11 protein-coding genes are annotated in these 13,659 nt (G+C 68.1%); 6 read left to right on the top strand and 5 right to left on the bottom strand.

Features of this window, described 5'->3' with window-relative positions:
- Positions 1-2: 2 nt before the first annotated feature.
- Both AC5LXX_RS26255 and AC5LXX_RS26250 read right to left on the bottom strand, forming a co-directional pair.
- Positions 3-1,589 carry an MDR family MFS transporter gene (locus AC5LXX_RS26255; RefSeq protein WP_493411578.1) on the bottom strand — a complete coding sequence of 529 codons (1,587 nt, stop codon included), beginning with the start codon at positions 1,587-1,589 and terminating at the stop codon, positions 3-5.
- Positions 1,582-2,706: an HlyD family secretion protein gene (locus AC5LXX_RS26250; protein ID WP_493411577.1), complete on the bottom strand. Its 1,125-nt coding sequence runs from the start codon at positions 2,704-2,706 to the stop codon at positions 1,582-1,584. The genes AC5LXX_RS26255 and AC5LXX_RS26250 overlap by 8 nt, the downstream gene beginning before the upstream one ends.
- Positions 2,707-2,797: 91 nt before the next feature.
- Here AC5LXX_RS26250 and AC5LXX_RS26245 point away from each other — a divergent pair, with 91 nt between their 5' ends.
- Complete coding sequence (locus tag AC5LXX_RS26245) at positions 2,798-3,634, top strand: CerR family C-terminal domain-containing protein (protein ID WP_493411576.1); 837 nt, start codon at positions 2,798-2,800, stop codon at positions 3,632-3,634.
- 27 nt (positions 3,635-3,661) lie between these two features.
- Here the strand turns inward: AC5LXX_RS26245 and AC5LXX_RS26240 are convergent, their stop codons facing one another.
- Together AC5LXX_RS26240 and AC5LXX_RS26235 are read right to left on the bottom strand one after the other, a co-directional pair.
- Complete coding sequence (locus AC5LXX_RS26240) at positions 3,662-6,121, bottom strand: mechanosensitive ion channel family protein (protein ID WP_493411575.1); 2,460 nt, start codon at positions 6,119-6,121, stop codon at positions 3,662-3,664.
- Positions 6,122-6,441: 320 nt separating this feature from the next.
- Positions 6,442-7,401: an LLM class oxidoreductase gene (locus AC5LXX_RS26235; protein WP_493411574.1), complete on the bottom strand. Its 960-nt coding sequence runs from the start codon at positions 7,399-7,401 to the stop codon at positions 6,442-6,444.
- A 1,044-nt stretch (positions 7,402-8,445) separates the two neighbouring features.
- On the opposite strand from AC5LXX_RS26235, the gene AC5LXX_RS26230 reads away from it, so the two are divergent.
- The 4 genes from AC5LXX_RS26230 (at position 8,446) to AC5LXX_RS26215 (ending at position 12,050) form a co-directional block, all read left to right on the top strand.
- The gene (locus AC5LXX_RS26230; RefSeq protein ID WP_493411573.1) at positions 8,446-9,342 is read left to right on the top strand and encodes an NAD-dependent protein deacetylase; all 897 of its coding nucleotides are present in this window, start codon (positions 8,446-8,448) and stop codon (positions 9,340-9,342) included.
- The gene (locus tag AC5LXX_RS26225) at positions 9,339-9,980 is read left to right on the top strand and encodes a DUF938 domain-containing protein (RefSeq protein WP_493411572.1); all 642 of its coding nucleotides are present in this window, start codon (positions 9,339-9,341) and stop codon (positions 9,978-9,980) included. Before AC5LXX_RS26230 ends, AC5LXX_RS26225 begins: the two co-directional genes overlap by 4 nt.
- 97 nt (positions 9,981-10,077) lie before the next feature.
- Entirely contained in the window at positions 10,078-11,490 is a 1,413-nt protein-coding gene (gene gnd / locus AC5LXX_RS26220) for an NADP-dependent phosphogluconate dehydrogenase (protein WP_027791098.1), read from the top strand.
- A 200-nt stretch (positions 11,491-11,690) separates the two neighbouring features.
- On the top strand, positions 11,691-12,050 hold the full coding sequence (locus tag AC5LXX_RS26215; protein WP_493411571.1) for a DUF4148 domain-containing protein: 360 nt from the start codon (positions 11,691-11,693) through the stop codon (positions 12,048-12,050).
- A 112-nt stretch (positions 12,051-12,162) separates the two neighbouring features.
- Here AC5LXX_RS26215 and AC5LXX_RS26210 read toward each other — a convergent pair whose 3' ends face one another.
- A complete protein-coding gene (locus tag AC5LXX_RS26210; RefSeq protein WP_124446555.1) occupies positions 12,163-12,483 on the bottom strand; it encodes a hypothetical protein in 321 nt (106 codons plus the stop codon).
- A gap of 412 nt (positions 12,484-12,895) precedes the next feature.
- On the opposite strand from AC5LXX_RS26210, the gene AC5LXX_RS26205 reads away from it, so the two are divergent.
- Positions 12,896-13,621, top strand: coding sequence for a peptidoglycan DD-metalloendopeptidase family protein (locus AC5LXX_RS26205; protein ID WP_493411570.1), 726 nt, complete (start codon positions 12,896-12,898; stop codon positions 13,619-13,621).
- The last annotated feature ends 38 nt before the right edge of the window (positions 13,622-13,659 follow it).

Raw genomic sequence — 13,659 nt, 5'->3', positions numbered from 1 at the left:
GTTCAATGGCCGGACGACATCGGCTGCGGGCCGCGCGGCGTTCTCAGCAGCAGTGCGAGCGGTACGCAGGCGAGCAGTGCGAGGCCCAGCAGATAAAAGGTTTCGGAGTAGGTCATCACGACGGCCTGGATCTGGATCTGCTGCGCCAGCTGCCCGAGCGCGCGCATGTTCGAATACGCGAGGTCGCCGGTGTGTGAAAACCAGTTGGCCGCATAGGCCGACAGCCGGTCCTGCCCGATCAGCGAGTTCGCGGTCACCGATTCTCGGAGCGCGGCCGTATGGAAGGTCGTGCGCCGGTCGATCACGGTGCCGATGATCGCGAGCCCGATCGAGCCGCCGAGGTTACGCGCCATGTTGTAGAGCCCGGCCGCATCGCCCGAGTCTTCACGCGCGACGGCCGCCATCGACGCCTGGTTGAGCGGCATCATCGCGAGCATCTGCGCGACGCCGCGGATCAGTTGCGACCACACGAAGTCATGGCCGACGCTCTGCGCGGTCAGGCTGATGTCGAGCATGCAGCTCAGGCAGAACAGCAGCAGCCCCGAGATCACGAGGATGCGGAAATCGACCTTGCCGAGCAGGCGCGGCAGGATCGGCATCACGAGAAAGGCCGGCAGACCCGACAGCAGCATGATCGCGCCGGCCTGTTCCGCGTTGTAACCGGCGACGATCGCGAGGAACTGCGGCAGCAGGTAGGACACGCCGTACAGCCCGGCGCCGACCGCGGACACGATCACGATCACGCTCGCATAGCGCGGGTTGCGCATCAGCGACAGCCGCATGATCGGCCGTTTCGCGAAGCGCTGCGACAGCGCGATCAGGACCATCCCCGCAAACGACACGATGCTCAGCGTGACGATCATCTGCGATTCGAACCAGCGTTCGCGCTGGCCTTCCTCGAGCACGACGGTGAGCGAGCTCAGGCCGATCGCGAGGCCGAAGATCCCGAGCCAGTCCGCGTTGAAGAACGAATGCCATTGAGGGCGGTCCGACGGCAGCCCGAACACCAGCAGCGCCATCAGCAGCAGGCACACGGGCAGGTTCAGGAAGAAGCACCAGCTCCAGTTCACGTTCTCCGCGAGCCAGCCGCCGAGCACGGGGCCGAACAGCGGCCCGAGCAGCACGATCAGGCCGAACAGCGTCATCCCGACCGGCAGTTGCGACAGCGGCAGCCGCGTGCGGATGATCGTCTGCGCGGTCGGGATCAAAGCGCCGCCCGTGAAGCCCTGGCCGATCCGGCCGGCGATCATCATCGGCAGCGAATGCGACCAGCCGCACATCATCGAGAACGCGATGAACAGCGCGGAGTTCGTCAGCAGGAAGTTGCGCAGCCCGAACACGCGCGTGAGCCAGGCGGCGAGCGGGATCATCACGATTTCCGACATCAGGTAGCCGGTCGAGATCCACGTGCCTTCGGTGCCGGTCGCGCCGATTTCGCCCTGGATCTGCGGCAGTGCGGAGTTCGTGATGGAGATGTCGAGCGTCGCCATCAGCGCGCCGAGCGCGCCGGCCGCGACCGCGATCCAGTCGGTGACGCTCGCGCGGCCCTCGTGCGGCGGCGCGGGCATCGTGGCGGACGTATCAGCCATGGCGTTTCTCGTCGCGGGCCGAACGCGTGTCGACGTCGACCGTCACCGACAGCCCCGGCAGCAGCATGCGTTGTGCGCGCGCGTTCGAATCGAGGCGGATGCGCACGGGCACGCGCTGGACGATCTTCGTGAAGTTGCCGGTGGCGTTTTCGGGCGGCAGCAGCGCGAACTGCGCGCCGGTGCCGGGCGCGAAGCTGTCGACGACGCCGGCCAGCGCGCCGTCCGGCAGCGCATCGACATGCAGCTCGACGGGCTGGCCGATGCGCATGTTGCCGATCTGCGTTTCCTTGAAGTTCGCGACGAGATAGATCGAGTCGACCGGCACGACGGTCAGCAGCCGCGTGCCGGGCTGCACGTACTGGCCGACGCGCACCGTGCGATCGCCGACGCGGCCGGCGAGCGTGCTGCGCACGATCGTGTTGTCGAGATCGAGCTGCGATTGCGCGGCGCTGGCCTGTGCGGCCTCGAGCTGCGCGCGTGCCTGCTGGAGCTGCGCGGTGAACGACGCGATCTGCGTGCGCGCGGCGGCGATCGACGCATTGTTCGCGGCCAGCGTCGCGGCGGCCTGGTCGCGCGTGCTCTTCAGGTCGGCCACGCGTTCGTGCGTTTCCGCGCCGGTCGCCGCGAGCGGCGCATAGCGCGTGTACTCGTCGCTGGCGTGCTGCGAGTTGATGCGCGACACCTTCGCCTGTGCATCGGCCTGTTCCAGATTCGCGTGCTGCTGGCTGATGTCGGCTTCGGCGCGCGCGATATCCGCGCGGCGGGCGTCGACCGTCGCCAGGGCCTGCGCGAGCGCGACCTGGTACTGGCGGACATCGAGCCGCACGAGCGGATCGCCGGCCTTCACGGCCTGGTTGTCGTGCACGTAGACGTCGGTCACGTAGCCGGCGACCTTCGGCGCGGCGGCCATGCTGTCCGCCTGCAGATACGCATCGTTGGTGCTTTCGATGAAGCGGCCGACCGTCCACCAGCGGCCGAGCCAGACCGCGCCGCCGATGGCTGCAAGCACGGCGACGGCGAGCAGGATGCGCCGCTTCGATCCGCCGCGTCGGTTACGCGGCGTTGTTCCGTTTTCCTGACGATCTACTTTCTGTGTCGGGTCTTGCAGCGTCGACATACGGGATCCAATTTATTCCAAGTGGAAGAATTATTCCAGTTGCTAAAATTGTGTCAAGTAGAATGTCGATCGATCGAATGACGAGGCAGGCATGAACGAAGCGAAGAAGCTGCGCCGTACGTCGGCGGGCGGCTACGCGCGCGGCGACGAAACGCGCCAGCGGATCATCGAGGCGGCAATCGAACTGTTCGGCGAACGCGGGTTCGCGGGCGCGTCGACGCGCGAGATCGCCGCGATGGCGGGCGTGAACGCGCCGGCGCTCCAGTACTACTTCGAGAACAAGGAAGGCGTGTACCGCGCGTGCGTCGAAACGATCGCCGAGAACGGCTGGCAGGTGTTCGCGCCGGCGGTCGGCCATGCGCGGGCGATGCTCGATGGCCAGGCGAGCGTCGACGCGCTGATCGATGCATTCATCTGGCTGCTGCGTGCGCTGTCGGACCGGATGTTCACCGCGCCGAAGACGATGAACCAGCGGATGTTCTTCGCGCGCGAGCAGGGCGGCCAGGAGCCGGCGAGTGCGAGCGAAATCCTGATGAAGCGCATGCGCAAGCCGCTGAACGACGTGAGCGCCGAGCTGATCGGCCGCATTTCGGGGCGGCCGGCCGACGATCCCGTCACGCGGTTGCGCGCGCTGAGCCTGTTCGGGCAGCTGACGGTATTCCACATCGCGCAGCGTTCGGCGTTGCAGTTGCTCGAATGGGAAGCGTTCGACGGCGAGCGTGCGGCGCTGGTGACCGACACGATCGCCGACCAGACGCGCGTGCTGCTCGAGCAATGGCACGCGCAGCGCGACGCGTTGGCGGCCGGTGCGCAAAGCGCGGTGAAGCGCGGGCAGGGTGCCGCCGCGTCGAAACGCGCGGCGAAACCGGGGACGGCAACCCCCGCGGCGAAAAGCACGGCACGCGCAAGGAAGCCCGCCGCGCGTTGAGCACGGCGCGTCACGCGCGTCGAACCGTCAGCCCGATTTGCGCTCCCCGTTGCCGGGCGACGGCGGCCGGGCTGCCGTTTCGGTCGCGTTGCCGATGTCGGTGGGGTTGTCGCCTTCATCGACGCCTGCAGGCCGCGATCCGTCCGCATAGGCAACGACGCTGCGCTGCGGATTCGCGATCCGGATGCCGCGTTCGCGGAACGTTTCAGCGATCCGGCGGTTGAATTCGCGCTGCACGCTCCAGCGCGCCGAGTCCGTGCACTGCATCTGTCCGGCCAGCGCGAGCGCTGCGCCGTCGACCTGGTCGATCCCCCAGTAGCTGAAGTCCGACAGGATACCGTCGTGGTACTTCGGATCGTCGCGCAACGCGGCGCCGATTTCCTTCAGCGTCGCGATCGCGCGATCGATGTCCTCGCCGTACGCGATGCTGACCTTGACGGCCGCGTTGCCGAGCCCGCGATTCGTATTGTTGACGGTCGTCACCGAGCTGAACGGGATCGTATATAGCGACCCGTCGCCCGCGCGCAGCCGCACGGTGCGGATCGACAGGTATTCGACCGTGCCCGACACGCCGGCAAGCGTGACCCAGTCGCCGACCTGCATCGCATTTTCCATCAGCAGGAAGATTCCGGTGATGAAATCCTGCACGAGCTTCTGCGAGCCGAAGCCGAGCGCGACGCCGAAGATGCTCGCGCCGGCCAGCAACGGGCCGACGTTCACGCCGAGTTGGCTGAGGCCTGTCAGTACGACGACGAGCGCGATCATCACGAACAGCAGCGAACGCAGCATCGGCAGCAGCGTGCGCAGCCGCGCGGCGCGCACCAGGTTGCCTTCGCGCGTCCAGCGCTGCAGGCGGCGCTCGATCGCGATGTTCGCGGCTTCCCACACGACGAGCGCGACGAGCGCCGCGATCGCGATCGTCACCAATGCCGACGCGAGCCGGTGGCCGATCGTGCCGGTCTCGAACGCGCGGAAGACCGGCACGCCCCAGGTCTGCAGCAGCAGCACGAAGGTCACGATGCCGATCGCGCCCGATACGATCTGGCGCAGCAGCGGGTAATAGCGGTACGCGTGCAGATGAACGAGCGTGCGGTCTTCATCGCGGCCCTGGAACAGCCGCGCGAGAGCGCCGAACACGACGATCGACACCATCCGCATGCCGATCATCACGGCGATCGAGCGGCCGCCGAGCGTGATCAGCACGCGATAGCCGTTGTGGACGTCGAGCGCCCACACGAACCACAGCGCCATCACGACGAAGACCGACACGGGCGCCCACGCGTCGGCGAGCGCATTGCCGATCACGGCGAAGGTCGGACGGTCCGCGCCGGCCGCGCGAATCCGCGCGGCGACCGGCTGGCGGCACCGCAGGATCAGCGCCGAAATCATCACGTGCCCGACGAGCGCGACGGCTTTCAGCAGCGCGACGTGACCGGCTTCGCTGAGGCCGAAGCTGGCGGCGATCTCGACCGCGGCCGTGCACGCGCCGACCACGATCACGATCCGCGCGATCGAGCGCTGCGCGAAATCGGCCCATGCATCGCTGATATGCAGCAGCCGCAACTGCCGCGCATCGGGCTGGAAGAACAGCCGGCTGACGATCGTGACGAGCCGGCAGATCACGTAGATGTCGATCAGCGCTTCGAGCGCGGATTCGACCGGCGTGCCCGTGTCGCCGATCAGCGACATCGTCAGGCTCGCGACGCCGACGAACACGAGCAGCGGCACCGCGCGCAGTGCGAGGCTGACGAGCGCGCGCGGCATCCGGTACAGCAGCGTGGAGTGACGTCGCGCGTGGCCGCGGCTTTGCGACGCGGCGGGCGCAGCTTCGGCAGCGTCGGTGGCGCCGGGCGGGCCGGATGTGTCCGGCGGCGCGTGGTCGTCGTCGGAGGTGGCGGAATCAGGCGCGGCGGGGCGCGACGTATCGGCGCGTCGTGCGGCGACCGCGGCCAGCGCGCGTCGCAGCAGCCGCTTCGCGAACCATTCGACGACAAGTGCCGGCACGAGCACGGCGAGGATGATCCAGATCGCGTGCGTGAGATCGGCGCGCTGGTCCGCGCGCACCAGCCGGTCATGCCACCAGTTGCCGACCGAGCCGACATCGAGCAGCGAGCGCAGCGATTCCTTCAGCGCGCCGCCGATTTCGACAGCCCAGCGCGACCCCTGGCGGACGAGCATCGACGCAAGCCCGTTCGACGTGAGCGCAGTCGGGGCCGCGGCCGCCGATGCGCCGCTGGCTGCGGCCGTTTCGCTGGCGGCGACCGCGGGCGCACTCAATACGCCGACGGCCGCGATCGCGCGCAGCGTCGTTTCGACCTGCGCGCGATCGCGCGGGTTTTCGAGCACATTGAGTGCCTGCCGGGCCTGTTGCGGCGTCAGCGCGGGCGCGGTGCCGGAGGCGGCCGGCGCAGCGGCCGGGGCGGGCGCGGCCGCATGGGCGGCCGACACGACGGCGGCAAGCAGCCAGCCGAGGAGGAAATGTCGCATGGAGTAGGCGTGCGGGGGCGCATCGGCGCGCGGCCCGCGGGGCTGAACGATGGACGGAAGTTAACATGATCGCGACCGGAACCGAATAGTTCCGTCGACGACCATTCGAATCAGGCATGGGCGAGGTGGCGCGGGTGTTCGCGGCGGCAAATGCCTGATGCAGGCTCCAGATGGTCCGACGGTCGGGAGGAAGAGGGTGCCTCGCTGAATCGTAAGGTGCTTGTAACGCCCGTTCTCCGCCGGAGCCGCGCAGTGCGTTGCAACATGGGCATTCGCCCGATCGTGCACGACGCGCCGGACGCATTCGGATTCCTGATGAATTATCGCTGTTCGTCGTGAAATATCGGCAGCACATGTTCGGCGATTTCCTCGATGACCTCGCGCACGGGCCGGTCGGATCCCGGGTTCAGCGTGACATGATGCGTGCCCGCCGCACGCATGTCCTGCAGGATGTCGACCAACGCGCGGCGCCCGGTTGCGTAGCCGAGCGACAGCGCGGTGGCCGATGCGTCGGGATCCGCGGCGAGGTCGAGTCGCATCGACACGCCGAACGCACGAAATTCCGGCGCCGGAAGCCTGTCGACCGCCGCGCGCCACATCGAATGGCGTGCGCGTTGCGTGTCCGGATCGCGGTGGTACGTCATCCAGCCGATCGAGTGCCGCGCGATCCAGTCGACGCTTTGTCCGCCCGAGCCGACCGCGAGCATCGGCACCGCGTCGCTGCCGCGCGGCAGCAGCATGAATTCGGGGCCATCGGGCGGTGCTTCGTCGGGCAGTACGCGGGACGGCACGCCCAGCGCGGCCGCGACGACATCCCAGTGTGCACGGTAGCGGTCGCGCCGCGTTTCCGCATCGACGCCGAACGCCGCATATTCGGGCGGCCGGTCGCCGGAGCCGAGCCCGAGAATGAAGCGTCCGCCGGACAGCGTCGCGACCGACAGCGCGCCTTTCGCGATATGCAGCGGATGACGCAGCGGCAGGACGATCGCGCCGCTCGCCAGCGCGATCCGGTGCGTGCGCGCCGCCAGTGCGCCGAGCAGCACCCACGGGTCGAGATGACCGACCGGGTCCGGGTAATCGGCGCTGTTCAACGGCACGTCGCGAATCCACAGCGCGCGAAAGCCGAGCGTATCGGCCAGTTCGGCGAGTTCGAGCTGCTCGTTGAAGTCGGCGACGACGTGGCCGCTGCGCAGCAGCGGCAGCGTGAGGCCGATCGACAGCTGTCCGTCCGAAAAGACGCGGCGGGCGGCGTCAAGGCGGGCAGGGGCGGGCGTGGTCATGTCGGATCCTTGGAGGCGATGCAGAGGGGGGCGCGGTGTTCCGTGTCCGAATGCTAGCGTGTTTGCGCACGGCGTGAGCCGCGCGGCATGCGCCGTTTCCGGTGCTACGCGAATCGCGGCGACACGTCGCACGGCGCGAGGCCGAGTTCGGCGCCGACGTCGGAGGGCCGCTGCCGCTCGACGGCACGCATGGCCGGCCATCGTCGTGCCGGCGGCCGTTTCAGTTTCGAAACATTCGCGCTTCCTGACGGTGCGCGATCCCTTCCGGAGGCCTTGCAGGAGCCCGCGGGGCCTTGCGGCGCGACGCATGGTGCACTCCTTGCATATCTGTACGGGCCGTGAGTGTGATTGCAGGGCGCAGTCGGCCCGACGATCGCTTCAGTGGGTCGGACATATCAGAAACGGGGACAAGAGAATGAAAAGAGACCGAATCGCAACGTGGCGTGTTGCAAACATGAATCGCCGACCTGCCCGAATATTCGCTTCGCCGTTGATTGCGGCGACGTGAGCGCGCGGCTTTCCGTTCCATCCGAGCAATCGGGTTCGTTCTGAGCGACACGTGCATGTTTGACGCACGAGGCCGACCGGCGACGGCCGGCCGTCGGGGATGAGTCTCCGAATGCATGCGGATGGCTCCGGCCTGGATCCCGGATCGTCATGCCGTAGCGCAACGCGAGTCGTCGCGCAGCGGATGCGTTCGCATGCCGCCCGTCGCGGCGTGGCGGACATGACCGGGATCGCACGGAAGAGCCGGCGGCGCAACGCAGCGTGCAGCATCGCGGAACACGCGTAGTTCAGGGGAAGCGTTCACCGGTGGCCGCATGGCGGCCGTCGCAACTTTGTGCTGTCAGTTGATCCACTACCCCGATGGATCAATTGTTGAAGCGCCCATCGCCGAGCGGCGAATGGGCGTCTTTTTTTGTGCGCCGGTTTTGCACCGGGGCCGTCGGCCGGATCGTGCGGCGTTCTGTATCATGTGCTGGCGCGCGGGCCGCTCGTGCGGTCGCACGAGCCTGCCGGAGCGCCCGATCACGCGTTGCCAACATGAACGACAAAGCCTTGCACGACCCCTCAACCGCTGGCGTCGACCCGGCCGCGCTCGATGCGCTGCATGCGTTCGTCGAGCGTCATCCGCGCCTGCTCGTATTGACCGGGGCCGGCATCAGTACCGATTCCGGCATTCCGGGCTACCGCGATCGCAACGGCCAGTGGATGCGCTCGCCACCGATCCAGCTCCACGAATTCCTCGGCTCCGATGCCGCGCGGCGACGCTACTGGGCGCGCAGCATGATCGGCTGGCCCGTCGTCGGCCGCGCGCAGCCGAACAGGTCGCACGTCGCGCTGGCACAGCTCGGCGACGCGGGCCGGATCGGGCGTCTCGTCACGCAGAACGTCGACGGCTTGCACCAGCGCGCGGGCAGTGGCGACGTGATCGAGCTGCATGGCGGGATCAACGGCGTGACCTGCCTCGAATGCGGCGCGCACCATGCGCGCGCGACGATCCAGACGGTGCTCGAAGCCGACAATCCCGAACTGCTCGGCGCGCAGGCCGAGCCGGCGGCGGACGGCGACGCGCACCTCGAATGGGCCGCGCTCGACACGTTCCGCATTCCGGCGTGCCCTGCGTGCGGCGGCCTGCTGAAGCCGGCGGTCGTGTTCTTCGGCGAGAACGTGCCGCGCGAACGCGTGGCGCTGGCGTCGCAGGCGCTCGACGCGGCCGATGCGCTGCTCGTCGTCGGGTCGTCGCTGATGGTGTATTCCGGCTACCGCTTCTGCGTGTGGGCACAGGCGCAGCAGAAGCCGGTCGCCGCGCTCAATCTCGGCCATACGCGCGCCGATCCGATGCTGACGCTGAAGATCGAGGCGCGCTGTGCACCGGCGCTCGACGCACTGACGGCCCGTCTGGGTCTTGGCGATGACACCCTGGAGCATGCATCGTGACCGGCGCCACCGCTTCGCCCGATCCCTCCGCGCGGTTGCTGGCGCCCGCGGCCGAACGCAACCGCGGGCCGATCCTCGACGTATTGCGCCGCGTACTGCCGGCGAGCGGCAGCGTGCTCGAGATCGCGAGTGGCACCGGCCAGCATGTCGTCCATTTCGCGCAGGCCCTGCCGGGCCTGCACTGGCAGCCGAGCGATCCCGACGAACAGGCGCGGCACTCGATCGCCGCGTGGGTCGCGCATGCGGGCCTCGCGAACGTCGCCGGGCCGCTGGCGTTCGACGTGCGCGAGGCAGCGTGGCCGGTCGCGGCGCTCGACGCGATCGTCTGCATCAACATGATTCACATCTCGCCGTGGGCCTGCACGGAAGCGCTGTTCGCGGGCGCGGCGCGGCTGCTGCGGCCGGGCGGCGTGCTGTTCCTGTACGGCCCGTACCGTCGCGAAGGCCGGCACACGGCGCCGTCGAACGAGGCCTTCGACCTGCAGTTGCGCAGCCGCGACCCGTCGTGGGGCGTGCGCGATCTCGAGACCGTCGTCGCGCTGGGCCTCGATCGCGGGCTCGACTGCATCGAGGTCGTCGAGATGCCGGCGAACAACCTGAGCGTCGTGTTCCGGCGGCTGCCGCACGCGGAGCAATGACACGCAAGCGCGCATCGACGCCGGGTTTCCACTATCCTTTCGCCTGTGCGCGCGGCCCGGTTCGGGTCGCGCCCCGTTTTTTCCGGAGAATTGACTAATGGGCAAGCAAGCAATCGGTGTGATCGGGCTCGCGGTGATGGGCCGCAATCTCGCACTCAATATCGAGAGCCGCGGTTACGCGGTGTCGGTGTACAACCGCAGCCGCGAGAAAACCGACGAACTGATCGCAGAATTCCCCGGCCGCAACCTGGTGCCGACCTATACGCTCGAGGAGTTCGTCGCGTCGCTCGAGACGCCGCGCCGGATCCTGATGATGGTGAAGGCCGGTGAAGCGACCGATGCGACGATCGCGTCGCTCAAGCCGCTGCTCGAGAAGGGCGACGTGCTGATCGACGGCGGCAATACGCACTTCACCGACACGATCCGCCGCAACCAGGAACTCGCGCAATCGGGCCTGCACTTCATCGGCACCGGCGTGTCGGGCGGCGAAGAGGGCGCATTGCGCGGCCCGTCGATCATGCCGGGCGGCCAGCGCGACGCGTACGACCTCGTCGAGCCGATCCTCAAGCAGATCGCCGCGAAGGCGCCGTCGGACGGCGAGCCGTGCGTCGCCTACATGGGCCCGGACGGTGCGGGCCACTACGTGAAGATGGTCCACAACGGCATCGAATACGGCGACATGCAGCTGATCGCCGAAAGCTACTCGGTGCTGAAGGACGTCGCGGGCCTGACCAACGACGAGCTCGGCGCGGTGTACACCGAATGGAACCAGGGCGAACTCGACAGCTATCTGATCGAGATCACGTCGAAGATCTTCGGCAAGAAGGACGAAGAGACCGGCAAGCACCTCGTCGACGTGATCCTCGATCGCGCCGCGCAGAAGGGCACCGGCAAGTGGACGAGCCAGAACGCGCTGGATCTCGGCGTGCCGCTGCCGCTCATCACCGAGTCGGTGTTCGCGCGCGTGCTGTCGTCGCTGAAGACCGAGCGCGTCGCGGCCAGCAAGATCCTGTCGGGCCCGGCCGCCGCACCGTTCGACGGTGACCGTGCCGCGTTCGTCGAGGCGGTGCGCCGCGCGCTGTACCTGAGCAAGGTGATCTCGTACGCGCAGGGCTTCGCGCAACTGCGCACGGCATCGGAAGAGTACGGCTGGAACCTCGATCTCGGGACGATCGCGAAGATCTTCCGCGCGGGCTGCATCATCCGCGCGCGCTTCCTACAGAAGATCACGGACGCCTATGCGAAGGACCCGGCGCTCGCGAACCTGCTGCTCGACCCGTACTTCAAGGACATCGCCGCGAACTACCAGACGGCGCTGCGCGACGTCGTGGTCGCCGCGGTGAAGGCCGGCGTGCCGGTGCCGGCATTCGCGTCGGCGGTCGCGTACTTCGACAGCTACCGTTCCGAGCGGCTGCCGGCGAACCTCGTGCAGGCGCAGCGCGACTTCTTCGGCGCGCACACGTTCGAGCGTACCGACAAGCCGGGCAGCTTCCACGCGAACTGGTCATAACCGGCCCGCGGGGGCAGCATTGTTGCGAAAATCTATTCTTTGAATAGGGTTTTTCTATCCCGGATGCCGACATTGTTGGCTCCGGGGAAACAGTGTTTTCGTTCTTTCATGGTTTTCCCTAGGTGCTGCCGGGACTAAACTCTGTTCCATCGCTGCAGACATGGTGTGTGCGGCGGAGCAAAAAAATCCCGGAGGTAATCATGAAATCGCTGATCGCAACGTTCGCTGCAGCTGCTGTCCTCGCCGTTCCCGCCGTCTCGTTCGCCCAACAGAACGCGCCCGTCACCCGTGCACAGGTGAAGGCCGATCTCGTCGCCGTCCAGCAGGCCGGCTACAAGCTGGGCAGCGACCGCACGAACTACCCGGAAGGCATCCAGGCTGCCGAAGCACGTCTGAACCCGCAACAAAACGTTGCCGCTGCCGACACGACCGGCTACGGCGCGCAACCGGCCGCCGCGCAAGAATCGGGCGTACCGGCTGCGGGCGCACCGGCTGTTGCAAAGACCGGCTGGCAAGTCAAGCGTATCGCTGACGGCGCACCGGTCTACAAGGGTCGTTAATGGTGCGGCCGCTCCGACGGCCGGATCCGACCCCCTGTAGTACAAACAGCCCGTCGTTCCGTCATGCGGAACGGCGGGCTGTTTTCATTGGCGGCGCGTGACGCGCCGGCGCTCAATGCAGCGGGCGGCGGCCGCGCCCGATATCGCGGAACAGCGCTTCGGCCGGTTCCAGTACCTGCAGCCACGTTTCGTCGTAGCCGCTCAGCGTGTCGAGTGCGTCGCGCAGCCGTTCGATCGCGAGGACCGGCAGCTCGACGCTGTGGCGCGTGGCGCCCGTCATGTGCGCGACGCTCGCCAGCTGGACGAGCGCATCGGCCGCCTCGGCGACATCGGTCGCGAACAGCAGGTGCCGGTTGAGCAATTCGACCAGGCCGCTGGAGCCGGCGAAATCGTCGGCGTCAAGCTGCACGGAAAGAAACGTCGCGTTGTTCATTGTCATGCTCCTCGTTGTCGTTGGATCGCGCGCTGCGTCATCGAGTATAGGCGGCGATCGAAGAGGGGAATGTGACGGGGGCGAGACGACTGGCGCGCGCGGCGGCGCGGGCCGAAAACCCGCGCGGCGCGGCTCGCAGGCCGCCGCCGCACCCATGCGGCACTGCAAGATTGTTGCCGCAACAGGCAGCCGATGCAGTCCTGACCGCGACAAATGGTATCTTTGCCGGTCGGAGCGACACTGAAAAGTGCGAAAAAGGGGCCGGTGAGCCCATTCGCACCGACGTTCCGCTGTGGAAACTGACGGCCGCGAGAGCGGTCGGATACTGATTGGTCCGGCCGTTCGGCCGGACATCGTGCGGCGCACACCGGGGGGCGGTGGGCGCCGCCACGACGCAAATCCGGGAGGACCCTTGAGAGAAACTATTCCCATCCACGATGCGCTGACGCGCTGGTTGCCGCAGGCGGCGCTCGTCGCCGCAGCCGTCGCGCTGTCGGGCTGTACGCTGACGCCGTGGACTGACAGCTGGCAACCGGCGCGCCAGTCGACCCCGATGTCGGCTGCGACGCCGGGCGTGATCGCCGGCTATTACCGCGTGAACCCGGGCGATACGCTCGCGAGCGTCGCGAGCGCCTACGGGCAACGCGTGCAGGACGTGGCCAGCTGGAACCACATGGCGCCGACCGACGCCCTGTCGCCCGGCCAGGTGCTGCGCGTGGCGCCGCCGTCTGCCGCACCGTCGCCCGGGCAGCCGTCTGCCGCGCCGGGCTCGCTCGCGTGGCCGGCAACGGGCGTCGTCGCGACGCCGTTCGCGGCAGGCAAGGCGCGCGGCATCGTGATCGCCGCATCCGGCCCCGACCACTCGGTGCGGGCCGCGGCGAACGGGCGCGTGGTGTACGCCGGGTCCGGCGTCAAGGCGTACGGCCCGCTCGTGATCCTGAAGCACGACAACGGCCTCATCACGGCCTACGGGCACAACGGCAAGCTGCTCGTCAACGAAGGCGATGCGGTGCGCCAGGGCCAGCCGGTCGCCGAAATGGGCACCGACGCGAGCGGCCGTTCGACGTTCGAGTTCGAAGTCCGCCAGAACGGCAAGGTCGTCGATCCGATGAACTTCCTGCCGCGCAACGGCGGCTGACGACCCGCAGTACCGCGTGTGCGCCGGGCGGCGCACAC

The organism is Burkholderia torrens (assembly GCF_984668525.1).
This window is presented reverse-complemented; position numbering and strand designations above follow the sequence as displayed.